Origin of the sequence: Natronospira bacteriovora (assembly GCF_030848495.1) — a bacterium.
Classification (GTDB): domain Bacteria; phylum Pseudomonadota; class Gammaproteobacteria; order Natronospirales; family Natronospiraceae; genus Natronospira; species Natronospira bacteriovora.
Genome location: NZ_JAVDDT010000006.1, coordinates 87,127 through 113,600, shown reverse-complemented (window position 1 = coordinate 113,600; position 26,474 = coordinate 87,127). Strand labels below are relative to the sequence as shown.

The following is a 26,474-nucleotide window of genomic DNA, read 5'->3' as shown; positions in this document are numbered from 1 at the left end:
ACACCACCGGGGGCTTCGTTTTCTCGACAGCGTCAGCCCTTAGCGCCGGTCCACCGGCACATAATCCCGCTGGCCTTCACCCACATACAACTGCCGCGGACGGCCGATACGCATGGCCGGATCGCCGACCATTTCCAGCCAGTGAGCAGTCCAGCCCACGGTGCGGGCGATGGCGAACATCACCGTGAACATGCTCACCGGAATACCCAGAGCCTTGTAGATGATGCCGGAGTAGAAGTCCACGTTGGGGTAGAGCTTCTTCTCCACGAAATAATCATCATTAAGGGCAATATGCTCCAGTTCCATGGCCAGTTCCAGCAGGGGATCGTTCTCCTTGCCCAGGCGCTTGAGCACCTTGTGGCACATTTCGCGGATGATCTTGGCGCGCGGGTCGTAGTTCTTGTAGACCCGGTGGCCGAAGCCCATCAGGCGGAAGGGGTCGTTCTTGTCCTTGGCCTTCTCGATGTACTTCGGAATGTTCTTCACATCACCGATTTCGTGCAGCATGTCCAGCACGGCTTCATTGGCACCGCCATGGGCCGGGCCCCAGAGGGCAGTGATACCCGAGGCGATGGCGGCGTAGGGGTTGGTGCCGGTGCTGCCGGCCAGGCGAACGGTGGAGGTGGAGGCATTCTGCTCGTGATCCGCGTGCAGGATGAACAGCAGGTCCAGCGCCTCGGCCGCCACCGGATCCGGGGAATAGGCTTCCGCCGGCACCGAGAAGAACATGTGCAGCAGATTGGAACAGTAGCCCAGGTGATTCTGCGGATACATGAAGGGCTGGCCGATGGAATGCTTGTAGGCCGCCGCCGCAATGGTCGGCATCTTGGCAATGATGCGGTGGGCGAACACATCCCGCTGGTTCGGATCCCGCATGGCGTTCTGATCGTGATAGAAGGCCGAGAGAGAACCCACCACACCGGTCATCATGGCCATGGGGTGGGCGTCGTAATGGAAACCGTTGAAGAACCGCAGCAGCGATTCATTGATCATGGTGTGATAAAGAATGGAATTCTTGAAGCTCTCCATCGTCTCCCGGCTGGGCAGCTCGCCATACATGAGCAGGTAGGACACTTCCAGGAAGCTGGATTGCTCGGCCAGCTGCTCAATGGGATAACCCCGGTACAGCAGGACACCGTTCTCGCCATCAATGTAGGTGATGGCACTCTTGCAGCTGGCGGTGGAGGTGAAACCGGGGTCGAAGGTGAAGATGCCTTCCTGCTTGTACAGGCTTCCAATGTCCACGGTGGACGGGCCCAGGCTGCCTTCACGAATCGGCAGTTCCGTGGCGGAACCTTTTCCGGGCATCTCCAGCTTGCTGTGCTTCTGCTCGCTCATGGTCAACGCTCGCTCCTATGAAATCCAGGGGCCGTATTGATCGGGACAGATCGCTCGACAGATCGTTGCAGACCGGAGCCCCCCGGTCAGATACTGCCCCTTGGGTGTCGGCCCCGACGGACGGATCCGGGCAGACGGTCATCGCCAGTCTTATGTCGTGCCAGATCGACCGCAGTGGAGTCTGGCAGACAGGGATGACGACTTGATTGCTGTTCCCGCCATCAGGCGGAAAACCTGGATGCTGGTTCCGCTCACCACCACCGTTCCCGGGGGGTTCCCGGGTGGCGGGTGCCTGAGACCGTGGCGCGTACGGTGTCGCAAAGCAAACGGTCCCGGAACCGGGCGACCGATTATAGGGCAGAAGCGGCTGGAATGACAGGCGGCGGGGAGGGGATTGGCTGGCGCCACCGGGCGCCGGCCGAAATGCCGGTGATCAGGCGCTCTTGCGACCGTACTTGCGGCGGAACTTGTCCACGCGGCCGGCGGTGTCCATGATCTTCTGCTTGCCGGTGTAGAAGGGGTGGCAGGCAGAGCACACCTCGACCTGCAGATCCTTGCCAATGGTGGATCGGGTCGCAAAGGTGTTGCCGCAGCTGCAGGTCACCGTGATGTCTTTGTATTCGGGATGGATATCCGCTTTCATGACCTTGTCATCCTGGCTCGTCGCATTGGGCCGGCCTCGCAGGCCGGCTCCGGAAAACTGGAAACGGGGGATTCTAACGCCCTATGCCACGCGGGGCAAGTCTTGTGGCAATGTCCGAAAGCCACCGGCCCGCGCCCCCGCCGGATCCGGTGAGCGGCATTAAGCTGCGGTCTTCACAGGGATTTTTCCATTATCCACAGTTCCTGTGGATAACTGTGTGGACGACTTGGGGCAAACCGCCGCAAGGCATTGTCATGATGGCGGTCTTTCCGGATCGGGCAATATGTCGCCATCTTGATCTAATCGATAAAAAACAATGACTTATAGTTTTGCCTGTCTGTCTTCCACCTGAAATCTGCCGGCACGGGCCGCGGGCAGGCAGGAATCGGCGGCATGTGAATAAAATGCGTGACGGGTCTTGACACGCCTTTCATTCCACGATCAATGGCTGCGTTCGACCGACAAACGGTGGCCTCCCTGCTCGTCCACGCTGGCGATCAGGGCCATGGGGTGGCAGCAGACCGGGCAGTCCTCCACCCACTCGCCGGCCTCGGCGTCGTCCTCCACGTACAGCTCCACGGCCTCGAAACACCAGGGGCAGGTCACTTCATGGACGTTCAGGCCCTCCATCACGGGCCCGCCTTTTCCGCCTCACGATCCGGCAGAAATCGAGCCTGCAGTTCATTGAGGAAATCCATGCCGCGCGGTGTTGGGCGCCACTGCGCGTCGCCCGGGATGGCCGCAATGCTCTCCATCAAACCCTGTTCGCGCAGTGTGTCCAGGGCATCGTGCAGACGGCTGGAGGGCAGGCCGCAACGCGCCTCAAAATCCGTCTCGCGAAAGCCCGCCGTCAGTCGCAGGGCATTGAGCATGTACTCGAAGATACGCTGTTCCGCGTCCAGGGCATGACAGTCCACCGTGGCCTCGCCGGCCGCGGCCAGCTGCATGTAGCGTTCCGGCACCCGGTGCTTGCGATGCCGGAAGATGCCCTCGGCGGGCCGGGTGAACTTGCCGTGGGCGCCGGCGCCGATGGCCAGATAATCGCCGAACTGCCAGTAGTTGAGATTGTGCCGGCAGGCCTCGCCGGGCCGCGACCAGGCGGAAATCTCGTAACGCTCCAGGCCCGCCTGGCTCAGTGCCTCGAAGCAGGCCGCCTGCATGTCCCAGCGGCTCTCCTCGTCCGGCCGCTCGGGAGGCTTGCTGTAGAAGACCGTATTGGGTTCCAGGGTCAGCTCGTAATGGGAGACATGATCCACTCCCCGCGCCAGTACCCCCCTCACGTCCGCGACCGCCTCGTCCAGTGTCTGCCCGGGAAGGCCGAACATGATGTCGGCGTTGATGCGTTCGAAGCCGGCGGCCTTCGCCCTGTCCAGTGCCGCCAGTGCCTCGTGGCCGTCGTGGATACGCCCGAGGGCGGTCAGGCGCTGATCATTCAGGCTCTGTACGCCGATGGACAGGCGATTGACGCCCGCCAGGCGATAATCCCGGAAGCGAGCGGCTTCCGCGCTGCCCGGATTGGACTCAAGCGTGATCTCCACATCCCCGGCCAGGCCGATGCGGCGGTCGGCGGCCTCCAGTACCCGGCCGATGGCCGTCCCGGAAAACAGGCTCGGCGTACCGCCGCCGATGAAGACGGTTTCAATGCGTCGGCCCCCGGCCCGATCGGCCTCGGTCGACAGATCCGCCAGCAGGGCGGCCACGTAATCGTCCTCCGGCAGCCGGCCCGCCAGGGTGTGGGAATTGAAATCGCAATAGGGGCACTTGCGCTCGCACCAGGGCAGGTGGATGTAGAGCGCCAGGGGTGGTGCCTTGAGTGGAGTCGTGCTCACAATGCCTCGATCAGTTGCCGCAGTGCCTTGCCGCGATGGCTCAGCCGGTTCTTTTCGGCCGGATCCAGTTCCGCCGCGCTGCGATCCATGCCGTCGGGCAGAAAGACCGGGTCGTAGCCAAAGCCATCCTCACCGGACGGTGCCAGGGCAATGCGACCATGCCATTCCCCCTGGGCAATCAGGGGCAGGGGATCCAGGGGGTGTCGCAGCAGCACCATGAGACAGACGAAGCGGGCGCTGCGTTCCTCTTCGGGCAGGCCCTCCAGGGCCTTGAGCAGCTTGTCCACATTGTCCCGGTCGCTGGCACCGGCTCCGGCGTAGCGGGCCGAGCGAACGCCGGGGGCACCTTCCAGGGCATCCACGCACAGGCCGGAATCGTCCGCCAGGGTGGGCAGGCCGCTGGTGGCGGCCGCATTGCGGGCCTTGATCAGGGCGTTCTCCACGAAAGTCCCGGCCGTTTCCTCCGCCTCCCGCGTATTGAATTCGCTCTGGGGCAGGATCTCGAAGCCCCTTTCCCCCAGCATGCGGGACAGCTCCCGCGCCTTGCCGGGATTGTTGGAAGCGAGCACGAGGCGCTGGCCCTTCATGATGCCTTCCCGTTTTCCAGGGCGGCGCGCTGGGCCGCGTGCAGTTCAGCGATGCCCTTTTCCGCCAGGGCCAGCATGCGGTCCAGTTCCTCGCGGCGGAAGGCGTGGCCTTCCGCCGTTCCCTGCACTTCGATGAAGGCACCGGCATCGTTCATGACAACATTGAGGTCGGTCTCGGCCGTGGAATCCTCCGGATAATCCAGATCCAGCACCGGTCGACCGTCCACGATGCCGGTGGATATGGCCGCCACCTGCCCGTGCATGGGGTCCTTCTTCAGGGCGCCGTCCTTGAGCAGGGTCAGGATGGCATCGCGCAGCGCCACCCAGGCACCGGTGATGGAAGCCGTGCGCGTACCGCCGTCGGCCTGCAGCACATCGCAGTCCAGGATGATGGCCCGCTCGCCCAGGGCCTCCATGTCCATGACGGCCCGCAGGGAGCGGCCGATCAGGCGCTGAATCTCCACCGTGCGGCCACCCTGCTTGCCCCGTGCCGCCTCGCGATCATTACGGCTGCCGGTGGCCCGCGGCAGCATGCCGTACTCAGCCGTGACCCAGCCACGGCCACTGCCCCGCAAAAAGCCCGGAACACGTTCACTGACGCTGGCCGTACACAGCACCCGCGTCTGCCCGAACTCCACCAGCACCGAGCCTTCGGCATGCATGGTGAAACCCCGGGTCATCCGGATGGGGCGCAATTGGTCTTCGGCACGGCCGTCATGTCGCATTTCAGTACTCCTGCTTGTGAATTCGCCGGGCTCGGCGATGAAAAAAGGAAAGTGGATGGATCTCGTCCGCTGGAAGCGGCGCTTGCCGGGTCAGCCCTGCCAGCGCATGGCCACGGCGGTGATGTTGTCGCTTTCGGGGGCGGCATTCCGCTCGGCCTCCTCGGCCAGCGCTTCCAGGCAGGCATCCAGATCCGCCGCCGCACCCAGGCGGCTGGCGGCCGAGTCCATGTCCAGCGCCCCCCAGAAGCCGTCGCTGCACAACAGAACAACATCGCCGGGACGGAGCGTCAGACGCCGGCGCAGTCGAAGTGCCGGCTCGCCCTCCGGCCCCCCGAGGCAGGAATCCACCAGATGCCGCATGGGATGGGCCAGTGCCTCCTGGTCATCGATCTGGCCCCGGGTCAGCAATTCGTCCACCACGCTGTGATCCCGGCTGCGCCGCCGGATCTGCCCGTCGCGGATCAGATAGGCGCGGCTGTCGCCGGCGTGAATCCAGCGCACATTGCCCGAGCTGATCAGGGCCAGCACCCCGGTGGTGCGGGGGGCCTTGTCGATGGTGGTGCCCTCCGCCAGTTCAGCCACCTTGCGGTGGGCGCGGTGCATGGCGTTTTCAAGAAACTTCACCGGTGCCCGCACCAGCTTGCCGGAGGACTTGAAGGAGGCGGTCCAGGACAGCACCGCGGTCTCGGCGGCCAGGGCACCGTCCGCGTGCCCGCCCATGCCGTCGGCCACGCCCAGCATGACGGCCTCGTCACCCACCATCAGCACCAGACGATCCTGATTGCTCTGGCGATGGCCGGTTCGGCTCACATCGGCGGTTTCGATTTCCAAGCCGCTGGTCTCCCGATGGCTGGGGCCGTCCTGCATGGAGCCGTGCCCCTGTCTTGCGTATAATGCGCGGTTTTCCGCGTTCAGTGGCAGACATTTTAACAGGCATGGACAGCCACGACGGCTTTCCTGCCCGCTGCCCCCCTGTCCCGCACCCCGGGGATTCCACATGATCAAGAGCATGACCGGCTTTGCCCGCAGCGAGACCCAGACCGATGCCGGCCTGCTGGTGTGGGAGCTGCGCTCCGTCAATCACCGTTACCTGGAAGTGAATCTGCGGCTGCCGGAAGTGGTGCGTGCCATTGAACCCGCCCTGCGCAAGCAGGTGGAAGCGGTCGTCGGTCGCGGCAAGCTGGATGCCACCCTGCGCCTGGAATCCGCGGACGGTCAGGGCCCGGCCCTGGCGCTGGACCCGGACATGGCGGATGCCCTGGCGCGGGCGGTGGGTGATCTGGCCGCCCGTCTGCCCGAGGCCCGTCCGCCCAGTCTTGGCGAGCTGATGCAGTGGCCCGGCCTGCTGCGTCGCCCGGCCCCGGATCCGGAGGCCCTGCAGGCCTCGGCCCGTCGTGGCCTGGAGGCCGCCCTGACCGAACTGCGGGAATATCGCCAGCGTGAAGGTGAGCGCACCCAGGTCATGCTGGAGGAGCGCTGCCGGAGCGTGGAGGAACTGGTGGCCCGGGCCCGTGTGCGTGTGCCGCAGGTGCTGGCCAGCCTGCGCGAACGCTATCGCAGTCGCCTGGCGGAACTGGACATCCAGGCCGACGAAAGCCGCCTTGAGCAGGAACTGGCCCTGGTGGCCCAGAAGCTGGACGTGGACGAGGAACTGGATCGCCTGGAAAGCCATGTGGCTGAAATGCGCGACGCCCTCGGGCGCGAGGAGCCGGTGGGCCGGCGCCTGGATTTCCTGATGCAGGAGTTCAACCGCGAGGCCAATACCCTGGGTTCCAAGAGCCAGGACAGTGAGACCACTGCCATTTCCGTGGAGCTCAAGGTGGCCATCGAACAGATGCGTGAACAGATCCAGAACGTGGAATGAGTGACGCCATGAACAGAGGCAGACTGTGGGTGGTCAGCGCACCGTCGGGTGCGGGCAAGACCAGCCTGGTGCATGAACTCATGCGCCGGGAGCCGCGCCTGCGCTTTTCCATTTCCTACACCACGCGCCCGCCTCGCCAGGGTGAAGTGGATGGTCAGGATTATCTGTTCGTGGATGAGGCCCGCTTTGTCGCCATGATCGAGGCCGGCGAGTTTCTCGAGCACGCGCAGGTCTTCGGCAACCGTTATGGCACGGCCCGTGGCCAGGTGGAACGGGAACTGGCCGACGGTCATGACGTGTTGCTGGAAATCGACTGGCAGGGCGCGGCCCAGGTGCGCGAGATGATGCCCGAGGGGCGCAGCATCTTCATCCTGCCGCCCTCGCGGGAAGAGTTGGAACGGCGCCTGCGGGGCCGCGGCACGGACAGCGAGGCGGTGATCGAGCGCCGGCTGCGTGAGGCTCACGCGGAACTGCTGCAGTGGTCCGGCTTTGATTACGCCGTGATCAATGACGATTTCGACCAGGCCCTGGGCGAGCTGCAACGGATCATCCACGGTGACGGGGAGGCCCTGTCGGCCACCCGGCCACAAGTGCGACAACTGGCCGAGCAGCTGCTGGCCGACACCCCGGAATAGGGCGGCCGGGAAAACCCGGTTCCCCGGGGCGTTTTTCGCCACCCCGGCTGGCGGCGGCTTCGCCCCTGAAGTAAACTTTTCCCCAACGGACAATGTCTTAGTGACATAGACAGCGTCTTTGAAAAACCTTGTGAGGATTGGATTGCCTTATGGCTCGAGTAACGATTGAAGACTGCATTGAGAAATGCCACAACCAGTTCGAACTGGTGCTGCTCGCCACCAAACGTGCGCGTCAGCTTGAGCGGGGCGCCGAAGCCATGGTGCCGCTGGAAAACGACAAACCCACCGTGCTCGCCCTGCGCGAGATTGCCGATGGCCTGGTGAACCGGGAAATGCTGGAAGAGCAGGAAGCCCGGGAAGCCAGCGAAGCCATGGCCGCCGAAGCCGCCGCCGCGGCCGAACAGGCCAGTGAGGCCGGTGAGCAGCGCGGGGACGTGGACGCCAGTCACTGATCCTCTGCGGAGTAGCGAGGTCATGAACGAGCCCGCCGCCAAGTATTCCTGGAGCCGCCGGGCCCGGCGGGCGGTGGGCATCGACGGTCTGCTGGCGCAGCTGCGCGAGTATCTGCCCGACGAGCAGGTGCAGGCGGTCGATCATGCCTTCCAGTTCGGCGCCCATGCCCATGAAGGGCAGCGGCGCCTGACCGGCGAACCCTACATTTCCCATCCCGTGGCCGTGGCCGGCATCCTGGCCGAGCTGCGCATGGACTACAAGACCCTGATCGCGGCCATCCTGCATGACGTGATCGAGGACACCCCCACCGCCAAGGACGATATCGCCGACCGCTTCGGCGAGGACGTTGCCCAGCTGGTGGACGGGGTCAGCAAGCTCACCCAGATCCGCTTCCGTTCCAAGGCCGAAGCCCAGGCGGAAAACTTCCGCAAGATGCTGCTGGCCATGGTGGAAGACATCCGCGTCATCCTGGTCAAGCTGGCCGACCGCCTGCACAACATGCGCACCCTGGGGGTCATGCCGCCGGCCAAGCGTCGTCGCATTGCCAGCGAAACCCTGGAGATCTACGCCCCCATTGCCGGGCGCCTGGGCATCAACAGCATCCGCCTGGAGCTGGAAGACCTGGGCTTCAAGTCCATGCACCCCACCCGCTACCGGGTCATCAGCCGGCACCTGCGCAAGGTACGCGGCAACCAGCGCCAGATCTTCCGTCACATCAATCAGGCCTTCGGCGAGGCCTTGTCACAGGAAGGCATTGACGCCCGGGTGGAAAGCCGCGAAAAGCATCTCTACAGCATCTACCGCAAGATGCTGAAAAAGCGCCTGTCCCTGGCCGACGTGCTGGATGTGTACGGTTTCCGAATCACCGTGGACAAGGTGGACACCTGTTACCGTGTTCTCGGCATCGTGCATGGCGTCTACAAACCGGTGCCCGGCCGCTTCAAGGACTACGTGGCCATTCCCAAGGCCAATGGTTACCAGTCCCTGCACACCACCCTGTTCGGGCCCCATGGGGTGCCCATTGAAGTCCAGATCCGCACCCACGACATGAACCGGATTGCCGAGTCCGGCATTGCCGCCCATTGGATCTACAAGGACAGCGAGAAAGAGGGACGCGGGTCGACGGCGCGTGAAGGCTCCGGCCCGGAAGAGATCCGTGCCCGGGAGTGGCTCAAGGGCGTGCTGGAAATGCAGAAGGGCTCGGGCAGCTCCATGGAGTTTCTCGAGAACGTGAAGGTGGATCTCTTCCCGGACGAGGTCTATGTCTTCACTCCGGACGGTGACATTCGCCGCCTGCCCCGTGGCGCCACCGCGGTGGACTTCGCCTACGCCGTGCATACCGGGGTCGGCAACGCCTGTGTGGCGGCCAAGATCAACCGGCGCCTGGCTCCCCTGCGTACCCGTCTGGTCAATGGCCAGACCGTGGAGATTATCACCGCGGACAATGCCCGGCCCAACCCGGCCTGGCTCAATTTCGTGGTGACCGCCAAGGCCCGCGCCGCCATTCGCCATTACCTCAAGAACCTGCACCAGGAAGACGCCGTGGAAATGGGGCGTCGCCTGCTGGAGCGTTCCCTGGCGGAGATGGAGCTCAAACTGCGCAAGATTCCCTCCGCGCGCATTGATGCCCTGCTGGAGGAGTTCCAGCTCGACAGCCGCGAAGACCTGTTCGAACAGATCGGTCTCGGCAAGCGCATGGCACCCATCGTTGCCCGTCGTCTGGCCCCCGAGCTGGAAGGCGATGAAAGCGGCATCGGCAGCAGCACGCCCCTGACCATCAGCGGCACCGAAGGCATGGTGGTGAATCTGGCCCGCTGCTGTTACCCCATTCCGGGCGATCCCATCGTCGGCTATCTCAGCCAGGGCCGGGGCATCGTCGTGCACCGGGAAGACTGCAGCAACCTGCACGAGTACAGCGACGAACCGGACAAGTGGATCGACATCCAGTGGGAGAAGGACCTTTCCCGCGACTTCTCCGTGGCCGTGAAAGTGGACGTGGAAAACAAGCGCGGCGTGCTGGCCTCGGTGGCCGCCACCATGTCCGAGGAAGGCTCCAACATCGAACACGTCAACGTCCAGGAACGCGACGGCGACTACACCACCCTCCATTTCGTCTTCAACGTCCAGAACCGTCGCCATCTGGCCGACATCATGCGCTCCATCCGCTCCATGCCCGAAGTCCTCAAGATCGTCCGCACCCATTCCTGACGCTGAAAGCGGTAAAACATTTAGCCGCGAGATGGACGCGAAATGGACGCTAGATTTGGGCCGTGCCTGGGGGATGCCGTGCTGCTGCGGCGGGGCCGTGCAAGAGGATGGCACGGCCCTTCGACTGGCACCGTGGGAGCGGCTTTATCCGCGATGCCAATCCCTAGGTTGGCACGCCAAATGATCCATGCCCCCTGTAGGCGCGGATTCATCCGCGCAATGGCCTGAATCCGCCGTTTGATTCTCTAACAGGGAAATACCGCCATTGGTTTTTTGCCCGCCGTGCCGGGTTTCCAGCGCAGTTCAAAAATACAATCGACCGACGAATTCCAGCCATTGCGCGGATGAATCCGCGCCTACAGCGAGGCAATAGAGGATGGCGTGCCAACCGGGAGATTGAAATCGCGGCTAAAGCCGCTCCCACAGCGGGCAGTCAGCATACGCAGTGCCATCGCCAAGCAAGGCCCCTCCGAAGTAGCACGGCGGCCCGCTTGGCACGGCCCAAATCTAGCGTCCATTTCGCGTGCATCTCGCGGCCAACTGTTTTCCCGGCTTTATCTCGTGTCCATTTCGTGGTTCCCCCGCTTTTGGTTTAACCTGTCGTTCATCCCGCAAGTACCCGCACAAGGACCCAGCCATGAGCCGCGAAGTGATTCACAGCAAAGATGCACCGGAGGCCATTGGGCCGTACTCCCAGGCCATTCGCGTGGGCAACACCGTCTATCTTTCCGGGCAGATTCCCCTGGATCCGGCCAGTGGCGAGCTGGTCACCGGGGACATCGACACCCAGGTTCGCCGTGTCTTCGACAACCTCACCGCCGTCTGCGAAGCGGCCGGTGGCAGCCTGGCCCATATCGTCAAGCTGCAGATCTATCTGACCGACCTGTCCCACTTCGCCACCGTCAACCAGATCATGCAGGCGTATTTTCAGTCGCCCTATCCGGCGCGCGCTGCCCTGGGTGTGGCCCAGTTGCCCAAGGGCGCGGAAGTGGAAATGGATGGCGTGATGGTGGTGGATGGCTGACGAGCGCGCCGTGAACACGGTGGCAGCCGAGATGGAAGAGGGTGGCCGTCTCACCGAACTCAAGGGCGTGGGCCCCAAGCTGGCCGAACGCCTGCAGAAGCTCGGCATCGAGCGACTGCAGGATCTGCTCTTTCATCTGCCCATGCGCTGGGAAGACCGCACCCGGGTGGTGCCCATGGGCAGCCTGCGACCGGGCGACCGCGCGGTGGTGGAAGGCACCATCCAGCATGCCGAGACGGTCTTCCGTCGCCGGCGCAGCCTGCTGGTCTCCCTCTCCGATGGCAGTGGCGCCGTCACCCTGCGCTTCTTTCACTTCTCCCGGGCCCAGCAGGAGAACCTCAAGCGGGGCGTCAAGCTGCGCTGCTATGGCGAGGCCCGACGCGGCCGCGTTGGCCTGGAACTTGTGCATCCGGAATATCGGCGGGTCAGCGACGACATGCCCGTCGAGGAAACCCTGACCCCGGTCTACCCCGCCACCGAAGGCCTGCAGCAGGCGCGCCTGCGCGATCTCATCAACCAGGCCCTGGATCGCATTCAGAAAGATGCCGCCCTGCTGGCGGACTATCTGCCACCGGCCACCCTGCCCGAAGCCCTTCGCATGGATCTATTCGGCGCCCTGGATACCCTGCACCGGCCCCCGCCCTCGGTCGCCATGGAGGCCCTGATGGAGGGGAGCCATCCCGCCCGTCGCCGCCTGGCCTTCGAGGAGCTGCTGGCCCACCGTCTCAGCCTGCGTCTGGCCCGTGCCCGTTTCCGTGAAGATCTGGCGCGCCCGCTCCCCGGCGACGATCGTCTCGTGCGTCCCTTCCTGGAAAGCCTGGCCTTCAGCCTGACCGGCGCCCAGCAGCGGGTGCGGGAGGAAGTCTTCCGCGATCTGGAAGGGGAAGCACCCATGCTGCGCCTGGTGCAGGGGGACGTGGGTTCGGGCAAGACCGTCATTGCCGTGCTCGCGGCCCTGCGGGCCGTGGAGGCCGGTGGCCAGGTGGCGGTGATGGCCCCCACGGAAATCCTCGCCGAACAGCACCTCGGCAACTTCACCGAATGGCTCAAGCCCCTGGGCATCCGGGTGGGCTGGCTGTCCGGCAAGCAGGCCAGTGCCGATCGCCGCTGGACCTTGAAGGCCATCGCCCATGGCGAGCTGCCGGTGGTGGTGGGCACCCATGCCCTGTTCCAGGAACAGGTGCGTTTCCGCGACCTGGCACTGGCGGTGGTGGACGAGCAGCACCGTTTCGGCGTGCATCAGCGCCTGGCCCTGCGGGAAAAGGGGGAAGGCGAGGGCCGCCGACCGCACCAGCTGATCATGACCGCTACCCCCATTCCCCGCACCCTGGCCATGACCGCCTACGCCGATCTGGATGTCTCGGTGATCGATGAACTGCCGCCCGGCCGTGAACCGGTCAAGACCGTGGCCCTGTCCGAGACCCGCCGCAGTGAAGTGGTGGCCCGTGTCGCCGAGGCCTGCGGCGCCGGCCGTCAGGTCTACTGGGTCTGTCCCCTGGTGGAAGAATCCGATGTGCTGCAATGCCAGGCCGCCGAGGACAGCGCCCGGGTGCTCGCCGAAGCCCTGCCCGACATCAGCGTCGGCCTGATCCACGGGCGCATGAAAGCGGAAGACAAGGAATCGGTGATGGCCCGCTTCAAGGCCGGGGAAATCCAGCTGCTGGTGGCCACCACCGTCATCGAAGTGGGCGTGAACGTACCCAACGCCAGTCTCATGATCATCGAGAACGCCGAACGCCTCGGCCTGTCCCAGCTGCATCAGCTGCGCGGCCGCGTGGGTCGTGGCAGCACCGCCAGCAGCTGCGTACTGCTCTATCGCGGCCCCCTCAATGAGATTGCCAGGGCCCGCCTGCAGATCATGCGCGAGACCAATGACGGCTTCCAGATCGCCCGCCGCGACCTGGAGCTGCGCGGCCCCGGCGAAGTCCTCGGCACCCGCCAGACCGGCGCGGCCGACCTCCGCATCGCCGACCTCATGCGCGACAACGACCTCCTGCCGGAAGTGGCCAAGGCGGCCGAGGCCATGCTGCAGAAATACCCCGAGGCGGCCGAGGCACTGATGCGGCGGTGGGTCGGGGAATCTTCCCGCTATGTCAGCGTATGAACGCGAGTGAAACGTGCATCGGTGGGGGCGGTAGCGGGTGTCGAGGTGGTTGGGGGTGTTGCGGCTTCGAAGGTGAGGCGTAAGGCGTAAGGCGTGAGGCGTAAGGACGGGCGCCTGCGGCGCCCAGCGGCAGGCCTTCGGCCAGCCTTCTCGCGCGCAGCGCGGAAGCCGAAGGCTTCGGTTTTACGCCTAACGCCTCACCCCCGAAAGGTGTAATCCAGCAGGATGCCCGCAAAGATGAAAAAGCCGAACCAGTTGTTGGACAGAAAGGCGCGGAAACAGTCGTCGCGACGGCGGCGGAAGATCAGCACCTGCTGCCACAGGATATTGGCGGCACCGAAGGCCATGCCCCAGAGATAGGTGCCACCCAGTTCCGCCTGCTGCCCGATCAGGTACAGGGTGAGCAGCAGGGCGAGCTGGATCAGGCCAATGATCAAACGGTCCAGCTCACCGAAGAGAATGGCGGCCGATTTCACGCCGATCTTGAGATCGTCATCCCGGTCCACCATGCCGTAGATGGTGTCGTAGGCCAGGGCCCAGAGAATGACGGCGATGAAGACCAGCCAGGCCAGCTCACTCAGGCCGCCGGTCTGCGCGGCCCACACCATGGGTGCCGCCCAGCCGAAGGCGATGCCCAGATAGGCCTGGGGCAGATAGGTATAACGCTTCATGAAGGGATAGCTGGCGGCCAGGAAGATGCCCACGAAGGCCAGCTTGATGGTCAGGGTGTTCATGGTAAGCACCAGACCGAAGGCCGTCAGGCCGAGCAGGGCGAACAGCAGCAGGGCTTCCCAGGGCCGGATGGCGCCGGTGGCCAGGGGGCGCTCCCGGGTGCGCTTCACATGGCCATCGATGTTGCGGTCGGCGAAGTCATTGATCACGCAACCGGCCGCGCGCATGACGAACACGCCGATCACGAAGACAGTAAAGACCTTCGCATCGGGATGGCCTTCGCCGGCCAGCCACAGGGCCCAGAGGGTGGGCCAGAGCAGCAGGAAGGTCCCGATGGGCCGGTCGACCCGCATCAGGCGAACGTAATGGCCGAGGCGCTGGATCACCTTCGGCAGGATCTCGGCCACCAGCCAGTGGCGACGGGCGCGCTTGAGCTGACGGGCAATGCGGTCGCCGAGGCGCTGTCTCATCCCTGCTCCCCGTACAGAAAACATTCCACGATCACCATCGCCTGCCCGCCGACACGCAGGCGCGAACGCCGCGCCCATAGCGGTGCCGGATTGCGATCCAGACCCTGCCAGGCGCGCTGCACCAGCGGGTCATCCACCGCCAGACGGGCAATGGTCAGGCCCTCGCGCACCGCCTCGCCGCTGGCAAACAGCCGGGAACCCAGAGGCTGGTCGCCCAGGGAAGCGACCCAACCCAGGCGCTGCAGCAGCGAGGACGGGATATGGCTCACGGCATAAACCAGCGGCCGTCCCGCCGCATACAGACGCACTTCCCGGCGCAGGGCGCCATCGCCGTCATGGTGTTCACTCAGCCGCTCGACCTCCACGGGCGCGCCCAGACGCGCTTCCAGTCGTCCGGTCAGGGAAGCCGCTTCGGTGAGCAGATCCCAGTGGGCCGGCCGCTCCCCATCCGGCACACGCTCAGGCGCCAGCCAGTCGGCCCGGGTACGGGTCTCGGGTTGTGAAACGGTGCTGTCCATGTTGCGGGCCATTGTAAACGATGCAGCCGCCAAACGGCGCCGGCGGGGTCGTGCCGGGGAATGGCGCGAAAACCTTGACCACGAAATGCACACGAAATGCACACGAGATAAAACCTTTGAAAACATTTGGCCGCGAGATGCACGCGAAATGGACGCTAGATTTGGGCCCTGCCTGGGGAGCCGCCGTGCCGCTTCGGCGGGGCCGTGCCAGAGGATGGCACGGCCCTTCGACTGGCAACGTAGGAGCGGATTTATCCGCGATAACAATCCCTCGGTTGGCACGCCATTCTCTATAACTTCGCCTACAGGGGTTCCGGTATAGCGGCGTGCCAACCGAGGGATTGTCATCGCGGCTGAAAGCCGCTCCAACAGCGGGCAGTCAGCACCCGCAGTGCCATGCCTTATTTCGTGTCCATATTGTGTTCATTTCGTGGTCAGTATCTTTCAAGCCATCCCCAGGCACGGCCTCGCCGAAGCGGCACAGCATCCCACCCCGCACGGCCCAAATCTAGCGTCCATTTCGCGTGCATCTCGCGGCTAAATGTTTTCACGGTTTTCGGCGTCCATGTCATGACCAATCAATCCCGGTGTGGATCGCGCCATTCCTCGGCCATGGTATTGCCGCGGGCTTCGTTTACCGGTATCAGGCTGATCAGCGCCAGGGCGAAGAGGGCAATGCAGAAGAGAATGGCGTCGGCCAGACCCGCCCAGGTCTGGATGATGCCCAGGCCGAGGATACCGAAGATGGCCGCCGCCTTGCCGGCCAGGCCCCAGAAACCGAAGAACTCGGCGGCCTTGCCGCGGGGTGTGAGTACTCCCACCAGGGCGCGGCCGGCCGACTGACTGGAACCCAGGCTGAGCCCGGCGAGGCTGCCGGCAAAAAGAAAGACGTACTGCGCTTCCCATTCCACATCGAACAGATGGCGCGCCAGTGCCGTCAGGGCCGGCGTCTGCCAGATGGCGAGAATGGCGGCGATCCACAGGCAGAGGGTGATGGCATAGGTGCGCTTGGCGCCGAGCCGGCTCTGGATGAAACCGAAGCCCAGTGCACCGATTGCGGCGGTGATCTGTACGGTGACGAACATGATGGCGCGCACATGTTCCTCCCAGCCGATCACCTGGGAGCCGTAGATGAAGGAGAAGCTGATGATGATGTAGATGCCCGCCATGGCGAAGAAGATGGAGATCAGCAGGATGCTGAGATCGCGGAAGGCGGCAAGATTGCGCAGGGTATGCCCCAGGCGTGAAAAACCAAGTGAGAGGTAACCCTGGCCCGCCGGCCTGACTCGCCGCCGGCCCCGCTCCTTCAGCCAGACAAAGGTGGGTATGGCCGCCAGCAGAAAGAAGCCCGCCGCGAAGGGCCCCACCCAGCGAATGCGATCATAGTTCTCCGCACTCACCTCGCCCAGCACCAGCAGGGTGAAGGCGGTGGCCACCAGGCCGCCGATGTAGCCCAGGCTCCAGCCCAGGCCCGAGATCCAGCCCAGATCCTTCTTCGGCCCCAGGTCGGGCAGAAAGCTGGCGATGAAGTTCTCGCCAATGGCATAGGCGAAGTTGGAAACGATGATCAGGATGACCGCGTAGGTAATCCAGCCTGGCTCCACGAAATAGAGCAGGGCCGTGGCGGTGATGGTGAGCAGGTAACTGGCAAAGAGAAAACGTTTGCGAGAGCGGGAATAATCCGTCAGTGCACCGCACACCGGTCCCACCGCCACCACCATGAAGTAGCTCACCGCCAGGGCAATGCTCCAGAGCAGATTGCCTAGACGGTAATCCGGCCCGTCACCCACGATCACCCGGGTGAAGAGATCACCGAAGACTACGGTAATGATCAGCAGGGTATAGGCCTGGTTGGCGAAGTCGAACATCGCCCAACCAAAGATCTCCCGTCCCGGTGCCCGTTTGCGACTGACCAAGGTGTTCTCCTTTCAAGCCGACTGAGCTGTCAACAGTATGCCGGGCCGTGGCGGCGAAAGGGAAATGCGCGGGGATTGGGACCACGAAATGGACACGAGATAAAGGCGAAAACATTTAGCCGCGAGATGGACGCGAAATGGACGCGAGATTTGGGCCGTGCGGGGTGGGATGCCGTGCTGATTCGGAGGGGCCGTGCTGGGGGATGGCTTGATGTTTATTGGCCACAGATGAACACGGATGGACGCGGATGTGGGCCGTGCGGGGTGGGATGCCGTGCGACTGCGGAGGGGCCGTGCTGGAAGATACGCCTGGGTCGGTTATAGGCACCGTGGGAGCGGATTCATCCGCGATTTCAATTTATTGGTTGGCACGCCCGTTTGGTGACCCCCCTGCAGGCGCGGATGAATCCGCGCCTACAGCGGGCAGTCAGCACCCGCCCTGCCATCCTCTGGCACGGCCCCTCCGAAGCGGCACGGCATCACCGAAAGCACGGCCCACATCCGCGTTCATCCGTGTCCATCTGTGGTCAATAATCTTTTTGTCTTTCATTTTGTGTCCATTTAGCGTCCATCTCGCGGCTAAATGTTTCGCCTTTATCTCGTGTGCATTTCGTGGCCCCGTCCCCCGCCCGCTCTTGATATCCTTGCCTTTCGATAGCTGGCGATTGAGGCGTTCTCATCCATGCAGGCACGGCGGGGGATTCTGGCTCTGCTTACAGCGCTGATTGGCGTGCTGTCGGTCGGCTGCGCCACCTATGGTGACCAGCTGGGCGAGGCCATGTCCCTGGCTGATGCCGGTGATTACGAGGCCGCCCGCCAGACCCTGGCCACGGTGCTGGATCCGGACGGCGACGATCGCCTGCTGTTTCACCTGGAAAAGGGTGCCCTGGCCCATCTGCAGGGTGACTACCAGGCCAGCATCCGTCTGCTCAGCCAGGCCGAACAGATCGGCGAGGACCTCTACACCCGCTATTTCCGGGATGGCCTGCGTTCGGCACTGACCCATCCCCGCAATGCCCCCTACCGGGGCACGGCCTATGAGCTGGCCTACATCCACTACTATCAGGCCCTGAACTTCACCGCCCTGGCCCAGCAGAGCGAGGACCGCATCCAGCGTCGGGAATGGCTGGACGCGGCCCTGGTGGAGGTACGCAAGCTGGATGCCCGCCTGTTCGAGCTGTCCCGTCTGGAAGGTGAGTACGAGGAGTCCAACAATGGCCAGCAGCGGTCCATGTCCTTTCTGCTGCGGGCCTTCCACGGTTTCAGCGCCGAACTGGCGGATCGTGACAGCCTGCGTTTTCGCGAGGCCGCCTGGCTGCGTTATCTCTCCGGTCTTCTCTACGAGATGGCCGGTGATCTGGACGACGCCCGCATTGCCTACCATCGCGCCGCCGAGCTGTACGAGATCGGTTATGCCGAGCAGTTCGATCTGGACCAGGGCATGGTCGACCAGGCCTGGGAGGATGCCTGGCGCCTGTCCTGGCTGACCGGCCTCTGGGACGAGGTGGAGCAGGCCGCCCTGAACCGCTTCGGCGAGGAAGGCGTGGCCCGCATCATGGCCAGCGGCATTGATGATGCCCAGGTGGTGATCCTCCAGCAGGTGGGGCGGCTGCCGGCACGGGGGGAACTCAATCTCATGATGTATGCGGATGGCTTTCGCCGTTCCGTCACCCTGCGTCCGGTGCACACCGGCACCCATGAAGAACAGATCGCCCAGAATTTGTGGTTTCGCACCCTGTATGCCGACACCGGCCCCCTGGCCCTGCTGGCCCATTACCGCCAGGGCGGCTTTGACGGCCTGGTGCTGGGGCATTTCGAGAAAAGCTTCTATCTCGGCGGCCTGTGGTCGGACCTGGATGGCCTCGGGGTGCTGGACCCCATGCGGGGCGGGGTGCGCGTGACCGTTCCCTATCCGGGGCCGCCACCGCGGCCGGCTTCCGTCAGCCGCCTCACGGTCAACGGCCAGTCCCACCGCCTGCATACCGCCGACGACATTGCCCGCATGAGCCACCAGGACCTGCTGCTCAATGCCGGCGAGGAACTGCGCCGGGCAGCGGCCCGGGAAGTGCTGCGTCACACCATTGCCGCTGCCGCCGCCCGCGAGCTGGAAGAGCAGGGTGGACTGGCCGGGGCCCTGCTGGGCGCGGCCGCGCGCATCGGCACCTCGGCCAGCGCGCGTGCCGATACCCGCGCCTGGCAGACCCTGCCAGCGGAGGTCCGGGTGCTGCGTCTGCGCCTGCCTCCCGGCGAGCATGAGCTGCGCCTGGAGCGGGGCGAATGGCTGGGGCCTGAAAGCGGGCGCGAGCGAACCCTGGCCCTGGCACCGGGTGAAATTCGGCTGCTGCGCACCCGGCGGGTCGATTAGGGATTATGATTCGTGGATAGCATTGACCCCACGGGGGTCAGAACGAGAGGGGAAGTCATGATGGGAGCAGGAACCATGTCCGTATCCACCACCCGTTTCCGGCCGCTGGGCCTGGTGGCGTCGCTGCTGATTGCGGCGATGCTGCTCGCCGCCTGTGGCGGGGGCACCCAGGTCACCCGCGTTGATGCCGATGAGCAGATCGATCTCACCGATCGCTGGAATGCCACCGATTCCCGACTGGTCTCCGAGGCCATGATCGAGGACATGCTCACCTTCCCCTGGGTGGATCGCTTCCGTGCCGACAACCCGGACCGTGACCGTCCCCGGGTGATCATCCAGTCGGTCCGCAACCGCTCCCATGAGCACATTCCGGTGGATACCTTCATCAACGATTTGCGCCGGGAGCTGATCCGGGCCGGGCGGGTGGATTTCGTCGCCGGCGGTGCCGAGCGCGAGGATCTGCGCGAAGAGCGGCGCGACCAGGAGTTCTACGCCGACGAGGAAACCCGTGCCCGCATGGGGCGCGAGCTGGGGGCGGACTATGCCCTGACCGGCACCATCAATTCCTTCCAGGACCGCCTGGACGGCACCCGCGTGACCTTCTATCAGGTGGACCTCAAGCTGGTGGACCTGGAAAGCAATATCGAAGTCTGGAACGGCCAGAAGCAGATCCAGAAGGTCATGCACCGCGCCCGGCGCGGTTTCTGAGCGGGGGCTGAGCCATGAAGCGTTCCCGTTTCCACCCCCTTCTCCTGCTGCCTTTGCTCACGGCCCTGCTGGCCTGTGCCGCCACGCCGGAGGAAAGCGGGCCGACAGTGCCGGACTGGGTGCTGGCCACGCCCCACGACATGCGCTACGCCTATGGCGTGGGTTCCGCCCCCCTGCGCGGCGATCGCGCCGAGGCCCGCCGGGTGGCCACCGAACGGGCCCGCAGCGACCTGATCCAGAGCCTGCGGGTGGAGGTCAGCGGCGAAACCCGCAGCTGGATCGAGCGGGTGCGCCAGGAGGATGACGGGCCGGTGACCCGTGGCTTCTTCCAGGAAGTGCGCACCCGTATTCCGCCCACCACCCTGGATGAAATGAGCGTGGCGGACATCGCCATCGATCCGAACCAGGACACCCTCTACGCCCTGGTCCGGCTGGACCGGCCCATGGCCACCCTGCGCCTGTCCGGTGAACTCAATCAGCTGCGCAACCGCCTGGACGACTATCGCCGCGACGCGGCGGGCGAGGGCCGTCTCGACACCATCCGCCGTCTGCGGCCGGCGCTGGAGCTGATTGCCCGGGGCGGCGAGATCGAGGACCAGTTGCGATTGGTCTCCACCCAGCCCCTGAATCGTCCACCACTGGCCGACTCTCACGCCGACATACTGCGTCGCCTGAGTGATGCCCTGGACAGCCTGCACATCGAGCTGGACGGCAGCGGCATGTCCGAGCGGGTGCTGGGCGGGCTGCGCCGTGGCCTGCTGGAACAGGGCCTGCGCGTGGGCGGCACGGGCGAGCCCGACCTGGTGATTGGCGGCTCCCTGGACCTGCGTCTTGTCCAGCGCGGCCCCGATCACTTCGCCTTTGCCGAAGGCCGGGTTGAGGTGCGCAATGCCGAAGGCCGTCTGCTGGGGCAGTTCGAACACCGCGTCCGGGAAGGTTCCACCGATCCCGGACTGGCCGAAGACCGGGTGCTGGCCCGCCTGGGGCAGAGCCTGGGTCAGGCCCTGGGTGAACAGCTCATCCACTTTCTGTGAGGAGAACCGTCATGATCCGAAACGTCATCATCATCAGCGGCATTGCCATGGCCCTGGCCGCCTGTGCTGGCCCCGAGGAACGCCCGGAAGACCATATCCCGGACTGGGTCGCCGACCCCCAGAGCCAGGTCAGTGACGGCCTGGCCGCCACCCAGTGCGTGCCGGCCTCCGAGCAGTTCTCCATCGACCGCAATGAAGCGGTGGCCCTGACCCGCCAGGCCATGGCCGCCCAGATCGAAGTCTCGGTGGAGTCCATGGACGAGACCTACCAGCAGCAGACCCGCACCGCCGACGGCGAGGCCGTTTCCGGCTCCACCTTCCAGAGCGTCTCCCGCCAGCTTACCGACCAGACCCTGAGCGGCCTGCGCGTGGCCCGCACCGGCTACGAAACCATCAACGAGCGCCGCCAGCTGTGCACCATGCTGGTGATGGGCGAATCCACCATGCGCCAGCTCTTCGACGACATCCTCGCCGCCAGCGAACGCCCCGTGGCCGCCCAGGACGAAGCCGTGCTCTGGGAACAGTTCCGCCACAGCATGGCCCGCGAAGAAATGGACCGCGCCCTGGAACGCCGCCGCGGTGGGGAATGAACGGCGAAAACCTTGACCACGAAATGGACACGAAATGGACACGAGATAAAACCCAAAAAAATATTGGCCACGGATGAACACAGATAAACACGGATGTGGGCCGTGCTTTCGGTGATGCCGTGCTCCTTCGGAGGGGCCGTGCCAGAGGATGGCACGGCGGGTGCTGACTGCCCGCTGTGGGAGCGGCTTTAGCCGCGATAACAATCCCTAAGTTGGCAGGCCGTTCTCTACACGTTGTGGGAGCGGCTTTCAGCCGCGATCAAGCCTTCTAAGGCCAATTCACCATCAGCGACACGCGGCATTCGTCGAAGCCCCCAGCAACCTCCCGCTCCGTGTCCTCCGTGATCTCTGTGATCTTTGTGTAAACAACACCGGCCCGGCTTCAGTACCGATTTTTCAGAAAACAGTCGGCGTGCCAACCGGGCAATTGGAATCGCGGCTGAAAGCCGCTCCCACAGCGGGCAGTCAGCACCCACGGTGCCAGCCCTTATTTCGTGTCCATTTAGTGTCCATCTCGTGGTCCAAATCCCCTGCCACCCCCAGGCACGGCCCCTCCGAATCAGCACGGCGGCCCTCCAGGCATGGCCCACATCTGAGTCCATCTGTGTTCATCTGTGGCTAAAAAAACCTTAATCCCTTCCCCCGGCCCCAAAATCCGGTTACATTACGCCCCCTCGGAAACCACAAAGACCCGAAACCAGACCATGATCGGCATGTGCGCCAAACGCAAAGTGGAGAAGAAAGAGGTCAGCAAAAAGCTGGGCTCTGCCCGCTAGTGCGCACGCCGGAAACGCGAATTGCATGAGAAAGCCGGCCTCTGCGCCGGCTTTTTTTATTGCCTGAAAAACGATCGAGCCTTCTTCGAAGGCGTCATTTACGCAAGGAGCAGGAAGATGGATCCAAGCAGTCCCCTCGTCGTTCTCAAGTTCGGTGGTACCAGCGTCTCGTCCAGTGACAACTGGAAAAAGATCGAGTCCGTGGTGGGCCAGCGAAAACGGGACGGTGAACGGGTTCTGCTGGTGCACTCGGCCCTGGCCGGGGTCTCCGACACCATTGCCGGCGCCCTGGATGACATCGCCAGCGTGGTGCCGGCCGAGGTGGTGGATAGCCTGCGTCAGCGTCACCGGGCCCTGGCCGCCGAGATGGGCCTGGGTGACGTGGGCGAGGCTCTCGACGCCCAGCTGGATGAGTTGTCCCGCTTGCTGGAAGGGGCGCGCCTGATCGGCGAGGTCACCCCGCGGGTGCGTGCCCGCGCCATGGTGGTGGGTGAGCGCCTGGCCGGGGTGATTGCCCGTGCCCGGCTCGCCGACGCGGGCCTGGCGCCGGAGGCTGTGGATCCCACCGAGCTGCTGGCCATCCGTCCGCGCAACATGCCGGCGGCCGACTGGCTTTCGGCGGTCTGCGATGACGGCCCGGACGAGGCTGGCCGCGCCTGGCTGGCCGGGCGGGGCAACCTCATCCTCACCCAGGGCTTCTTCGCCCGCCATCCCGAGGGCGGTCCGGCCCTGCTGGGCCGGGGCGGATCGGACACCTCGGCCGCCTATCTCGCCGCCCGTCTGGGTGCCAGCCGCTTGGAAATCTGGACCGATGTGCCCGGCCTGTTCAGTGCCAATCCGCGCGCCCTGCCCACGGCCCGTCTGCTCAAGCGCCTGGACTACGACGAGGCCCAGGAGATCGCCACCACCGGAGCCAAGATCCTGCACCCGCGCTGCATCGCCCCGGTGCGCCGCCACGGCATTCCCCTGCAGGTGCGCTACACCCCGGACCCAGCCATGGCCGGCACCGAGATCGGCCCCGGCAGCGGCGACACCGAGGCCCGGGTCAAGGCCATTTCCAGCCGCGACGGCGTGGTGCTGGTGTCCATGGAAACCCTGGGCATGTGGCAGGAGGTCGGCTTCCTGGCCCGGGCCTTTGAATGCTTCCGCCAGCACGGGGTCTCGGTGGATCTGGTCTCCACCTCCGAGACCAACGTCACCGTCTCCCTGGATGCCGGTGCCAATGATCTCGGCGCCGATGCCCTCAATGCCCTGCTGGAGGAGCTGTCCACCTTCTGCCGCGCCCGCCTGATCGAGAACTGCGCCACGGTGAGCCTGGTGGGGCGGCGCATCCGCTCCATCCTGCACCAGCTTGGCCCGGCCCTGGAGATGTTCGAGGAGCGTCGCATCCACCTCCTCAGCCAGGCCGCCAATGACCTCAACTTCACCGCCGTGATCGAGGCCGGCGAGGCCCCGCGCCTGGTCGAGCAACTGCATCGCAGCCTGATCCACACCGTGCCCGATGACCCGGTACTCGGCCCCACCTGGCAGCAGCTGTTTGATCGTGAGCCCCGGCCGGCGATCATTCCGCGCAGCGCCCACTGGTGGTGGCAGGATCGGGAACGCCTGCTGGCCCTGGCCACCGAATCCGGCCCGGCCTTTGTCTATCACCTGCCCTCGGTGCAGTTGGCCATCGATGAACTGGCCGGGCTCAAGGCGGTGGACCGGGTGCTGTATGCGGTCAAGGCCAACCCCCATCCGCGCATTCTCGAGCAGGTGGACGCCGCCGGTTTCGGCTTCGAATGCGTCTCCCCCGGCGAGGTGCGCCAGGTCCTCGAGCACCGCCCGGGCATCGACCCCGAGCGCATCCTGTTCACCCCCAACTTCGCCCCGCGCGAGGAATACGTCTTCGGTCTGGAAGCCGGCGTACGGGTGACCCTGGACAACCTCCACCCCCTGAAGCACTGGCCGGAACTGTTCCGTGGCCGGGATATCTTCCTGCGCCTCGACCCCGGCCAGGGCCGTGGTCACCACAAGCACGTGCGCACCGCCGGCAGCCAGTCCAAGTTCGGCATTCCCCTGTTCGAGCTGGAAGAAGCCGCCGAGCGGGTGGCGGCGGCCGGCGCCCGCGTGGTCGGCCTGCACGCCCACAGCGGCAGCGGCATCCGCACGGCCGAGAACTGGCGCGAGGTCGCCCGGGTGCTGGGCGAAGCGGCCGAGCACTTCCCCGAGGTGGAAATCCTCGATCTGGGCGGCGGCCTTGGCGTGGTGGAAAAAACCGGTGACGACCCCCTGGACACCGCCGCCATGGACGCCTCCCTAGCCGACGTGGCGCGTGCCTTCCCGGGCAAGCGCCTGTGGCTGGAACCGGGCCGCTACCTGGTGGCTCGCGCTGGCGTGCTGATTGCCCGCGTCACCCAGACCAAGGGCAAGGGTGAGGCCCGCTACGTGGGCATCGAGACCGGCATGAACTCCCTGATCCGCCCGGCCCTCTACGGCGCCTGGCACGACATCGCCAACCTCTCCCGCCCCGACGAACCCGCCGGCACCCCGGCTACCGTGGTCGGCCCCATCTGCGAGACCGGCGACGTACTCGGCAACGACCGCCTGCTGCCCGAATGCCACGAAGGCGACGTCATCGCCATCGCCAACGCCGGCGCCTACGGCCGCGTCATGAGCTCCCAATACAACCTCCGCGACCCGGCCGCTGAGATTGTCATTGAGTGATGGGCTTGGGACCACGAAATGGACACGAAATGCACACGAGATAAAACCTTTAAAACATTTGGCCGCGAGATGGACGCGAAATGCACGCTAGATTTGGGCCGTGCTTGGGGTGATGCCGTGCTGATTCGGTGGGGCCGTGCGTGGGGATGGCAGGAAATTTGGACCACGAAAATGAACACTAAATGGACACGAAATAGGGTTTGGCACTGCGGGTGCTGATCAGGTGTGGGAGCGGCGTCCGCCGCGAACAGGGTTTAGCCGACCCCCATCGCGGCGGACGCCGCTCCCACATCCCTAATGCCGCGCCGGCGGGTCCACCACCCGGCACGGCCCCACCGAAGCCGCACGGCCCCACAACAAGCACGGCCAAACATCTGTGTTTATCCGTGTTCATCTGTGGCTAAAAAATGTTTTTTCTTTTTTGGTTTTATCTCGTGTCCATTTCGTGGTCCCATTCAAGGCGTCCGCGCAATGGCAATTACCTCCACCCGTTCCGCGCCGGCCCGTTTCAGGCAGCGGGCCAGTTCGGCCACGGTGCTGGCCGAGGTCACCACGTCGTCGACGATGGCTACATGGGCCGGTGCCTTCCCCCTGATCTCGAACAGGCCACGGACATTGCCGCGGCGCTTTTCCAGCGGCAGTTCGGCCTGGGCCGGGCCGGTCTTGGTGCGGTGGGCGAGGCCGTCGAGGATGGGGGCGTTGAGCGCCCGCGACAGGGGGCGGGCCAGTTCCCGGGCCTGATTGAAGCCGCGCTCGCGCCAGCGGGTGGGATGCAGGGGCACCGGCAGCAGAGCATCCGGCCGCGGTCGATCTTCCTGCAGCAAGGTATGAGCACACAGCTCACCCAGCATGCGCCCGGGCGGCAGGCGGCCGTCGAACTTGAGTGACTGGATCAGGCGATCCACCGGAAAGTCGTAGAGCAGGGGCGCGTGGATGCGGTCGAAGCCGGCCGGCGTCTCCCCGGATTGGCATTTTCCGCACTCGCTGTTCACCGGGCTGCCCGGTGGCAGCAGATTGGCGCAGCGGATACAGGGCCGGCGGTTCCAGGGCAGATCCTCCCCGCAGCCCCGGCACAGATCCAGGCCATCCTCGCCCCCGGCCCCGCAGACCAGGCATTGATGCGGCAGCAGCAGCGCCTCCAGCCGCCGCAACCATCGGTTAACCATGATTTCCCCTTTTCGGTTTACAGTCGCTCGATTAGACTGTCCCCCACCTTCGTAATCGTAGTCGTAATCGGCTTTTGGGTTTTGCTCGTAGCTCGTAGCTGCTTTCGAAAAGCCGATTACGATTACGACTACGAGGGTACGGC

General features: G+C 64.9%; 22 protein-coding genes. 11 read left to right on the top strand and 11 right to left on the bottom strand.

Annotation, left to right across the window (positions count from 1 at the left end; all coding sequences use genetic code 11):
* Positions 1-39: 39 nt before the first annotated feature.
* The 7 genes from RBH19_RS09950 to RBH19_RS09920 all read right to left on the bottom strand — a co-directional run bounded on the left by RBH19_RS09950 (position 40) and on the right by RBH19_RS09920 (position 5,953).
* The gene (locus tag RBH19_RS09950) at positions 40-1,338 is read right to left on the bottom strand and encodes a citrate synthase (protein WP_306728695.1); all 1,299 of its coding nucleotides are present in this window, start codon (positions 1,336-1,338) and stop codon (positions 40-42) included.
* A 433-nt stretch (positions 1,339-1,771) separates the two neighbouring features.
* Positions 1,772-1,981, bottom strand: a complete 210-nt coding sequence (gene rpmE / locus RBH19_RS09945) for a 50S ribosomal protein L31 (protein WP_306728694.1) — start codon at positions 1,979-1,981, stop codon at positions 1,772-1,774.
* Between the two features lie 441 nt (positions 1,982-2,422).
* Positions 2,423-2,611 (bottom strand): zinc ribbon domain-containing protein, encoded by a 189-nt coding sequence (locus RBH19_RS09940; RefSeq protein WP_306728693.1) that lies wholly within the window; start codon positions 2,609-2,611, stop codon positions 2,423-2,425.
* Positions 2,611-3,813 carry a radical SAM family heme chaperone HemW gene (gene hemW, locus RBH19_RS09935; protein WP_445353977.1) on the bottom strand — a complete coding sequence of 401 codons (1,203 nt, stop codon included), beginning with the start codon at positions 3,811-3,813 and terminating at the stop codon, positions 2,611-2,613. Before hemW ends, RBH19_RS09940 begins: the two co-directional genes overlap by 1 nt.
* On the bottom strand, positions 3,807-4,397 hold the full coding sequence (gene rdgB / locus RBH19_RS09930; protein WP_306728691.1) for an RdgB/HAM1 family non-canonical purine NTP pyrophosphatase: 591 nt from the start codon (positions 4,395-4,397) through the stop codon (positions 3,807-3,809). Before rdgB ends, hemW begins: the two co-directional genes overlap by 7 nt.
* Positions 4,394-5,122, bottom strand: a complete 729-nt coding sequence (rph, locus tag RBH19_RS09925; RefSeq protein ID WP_306728690.1) for a ribonuclease PH — start codon at positions 5,120-5,122, stop codon at positions 4,394-4,396. The genes rdgB and rph overlap by 4 nt, the downstream gene beginning before the upstream one ends.
* Positions 5,123-5,212: 90 nt before the next feature.
* Complete coding sequence (locus tag RBH19_RS09920) at positions 5,213-5,953, bottom strand: PP2C family protein-serine/threonine phosphatase (RefSeq protein WP_306728689.1); 741 nt, start codon at positions 5,951-5,953, stop codon at positions 5,213-5,215.
* A gap of 166 nt (positions 5,954-6,119) precedes the next feature.
* Between RBH19_RS09920 and RBH19_RS09915 the strand changes: the two genes are divergently transcribed.
* From RBH19_RS09915 to recG, 6 genes are all read left to right on the top strand, one after another.
* Complete coding sequence (locus RBH19_RS09915) at positions 6,120-6,986, top strand: YicC/YloC family endoribonuclease (RefSeq protein ID WP_306728688.1); 867 nt, start codon at positions 6,120-6,122, stop codon at positions 6,984-6,986.
* An 8-nt stretch (positions 6,987-6,994) separates the two neighbouring features.
* The gene (gmk, locus tag RBH19_RS09910; RefSeq protein WP_306728687.1) at positions 6,995-7,621 is read left to right on the top strand and encodes a guanylate kinase; all 627 of its coding nucleotides are present in this window, start codon (positions 6,995-6,997) and stop codon (positions 7,619-7,621) included.
* Positions 7,622-7,770: 149 nt separating this feature from the next.
* Positions 7,771-8,073, top strand: coding sequence for a DNA-directed RNA polymerase subunit omega (gene rpoZ, locus RBH19_RS09905; RefSeq protein WP_306728686.1), 303 nt, complete (start codon positions 7,771-7,773; stop codon positions 8,071-8,073).
* Positions 8,074-8,095: 22 nt separating this feature from the next.
* On the top strand, positions 8,096-10,282 hold the full coding sequence (gene spoT / locus RBH19_RS09900) for a bifunctional GTP diphosphokinase/guanosine-3',5'-bis pyrophosphate 3'-pyrophosphohydrolase (protein ID WP_306728685.1): 2,187 nt from the start codon (positions 8,096-8,098) through the stop codon (positions 10,280-10,282).
* 637 nt (positions 10,283-10,919) lie between these two features.
* Positions 10,920-11,306 carry a deaminase RidA gene (gene ridA, locus RBH19_RS09895; RefSeq protein WP_306728684.1) on the top strand — a complete coding sequence of 129 codons (387 nt, stop codon included), beginning with the start codon at positions 10,920-10,922 and terminating at the stop codon, positions 11,304-11,306.
* Entirely contained in the window at positions 11,299-13,410 is a 2,112-nt protein-coding gene (gene recG, locus RBH19_RS09890; protein WP_306728683.1) for an ATP-dependent DNA helicase RecG, read from the top strand. Before ridA ends, recG begins: the two co-directional genes overlap by 8 nt.
* A gap of 197 nt (positions 13,411-13,607) precedes the next feature.
* Here recG and ubiA read toward each other — a convergent pair whose 3' ends face one another.
* From ubiA to RBH19_RS09875, 3 genes are all read right to left on the bottom strand, one after another.
* Positions 13,608-14,552, bottom strand: a complete 945-nt coding sequence (gene ubiA / locus RBH19_RS09885) for a 4-hydroxybenzoate octaprenyltransferase (RefSeq protein ID WP_374728973.1) — start codon at positions 14,550-14,552, stop codon at positions 13,608-13,610.
* Positions 14,549-15,082 carry a chorismate--pyruvate lyase family protein gene (locus RBH19_RS09880; RefSeq protein ID WP_306728682.1) on the bottom strand — a complete coding sequence of 178 codons (534 nt, stop codon included), beginning with the start codon at positions 15,080-15,082 and terminating at the stop codon, positions 14,549-14,551. The genes ubiA and RBH19_RS09880 overlap by 4 nt, the downstream gene beginning before the upstream one ends.
* Before the next feature lie 566 nt (positions 15,083-15,648).
* On the bottom strand, positions 15,649-16,938 hold the full coding sequence (locus RBH19_RS09875) for an MFS transporter (protein WP_306728796.1): 1,290 nt from the start codon (positions 16,936-16,938) through the stop codon (positions 15,649-15,651).
* 730 nt (positions 16,939-17,668) lie between these two features.
* Here RBH19_RS09875 and RBH19_RS09870 point away from each other — a divergent pair.
* From RBH19_RS09870 to RBH19_RS09850, 5 genes are all read left to right on the top strand, one after another.
* Positions 17,669-19,351 (top strand): COG3014 family protein, encoded by a 1,683-nt coding sequence (locus RBH19_RS09870; protein WP_306728681.1) that lies wholly within the window; start codon positions 17,669-17,671, stop codon positions 19,349-19,351.
* Between the two features lie 57 nt (positions 19,352-19,408).
* Positions 19,409-20,059 (top strand): penicillin-binding protein activator LpoB, encoded by a 651-nt coding sequence (locus tag RBH19_RS09865; RefSeq protein ID WP_306728680.1) that lies wholly within the window; start codon positions 19,409-19,411, stop codon positions 20,057-20,059.
* 14 nt (positions 20,060-20,073) lie between these two features.
* Positions 20,074-21,093, top strand: a complete 1,020-nt coding sequence (locus tag RBH19_RS09860) for a hypothetical protein (RefSeq protein WP_306728679.1) — start codon at positions 20,074-20,076, stop codon at positions 21,091-21,093.
* 11 nt (positions 21,094-21,104) lie between these two features.
* Positions 21,105-21,683 (top strand): hypothetical protein, encoded by a 579-nt coding sequence (locus RBH19_RS09855; RefSeq protein WP_306728678.1) that lies wholly within the window; start codon positions 21,105-21,107, stop codon positions 21,681-21,683.
* Between the two features lie 893 nt (positions 21,684-22,576).
* A complete protein-coding gene (locus RBH19_RS09850) occupies positions 22,577-25,165 on the top strand; it encodes a bifunctional aspartate kinase/diaminopimelate decarboxylase (protein ID WP_306728677.1) in 2,589 nt (862 codons plus the stop codon).
* Between the two features lie 455 nt (positions 25,166-25,620).
* Here RBH19_RS09850 and RBH19_RS09845 read toward each other — a convergent pair whose 3' ends face one another.
* Positions 25,621-26,331, bottom strand: a complete 711-nt coding sequence (locus RBH19_RS09845) for a ComF family protein (RefSeq protein ID WP_306728676.1) — start codon at positions 26,329-26,331, stop codon at positions 25,621-25,623.
* Positions 26,332-26,474 lie beyond the last annotated feature (143 nt).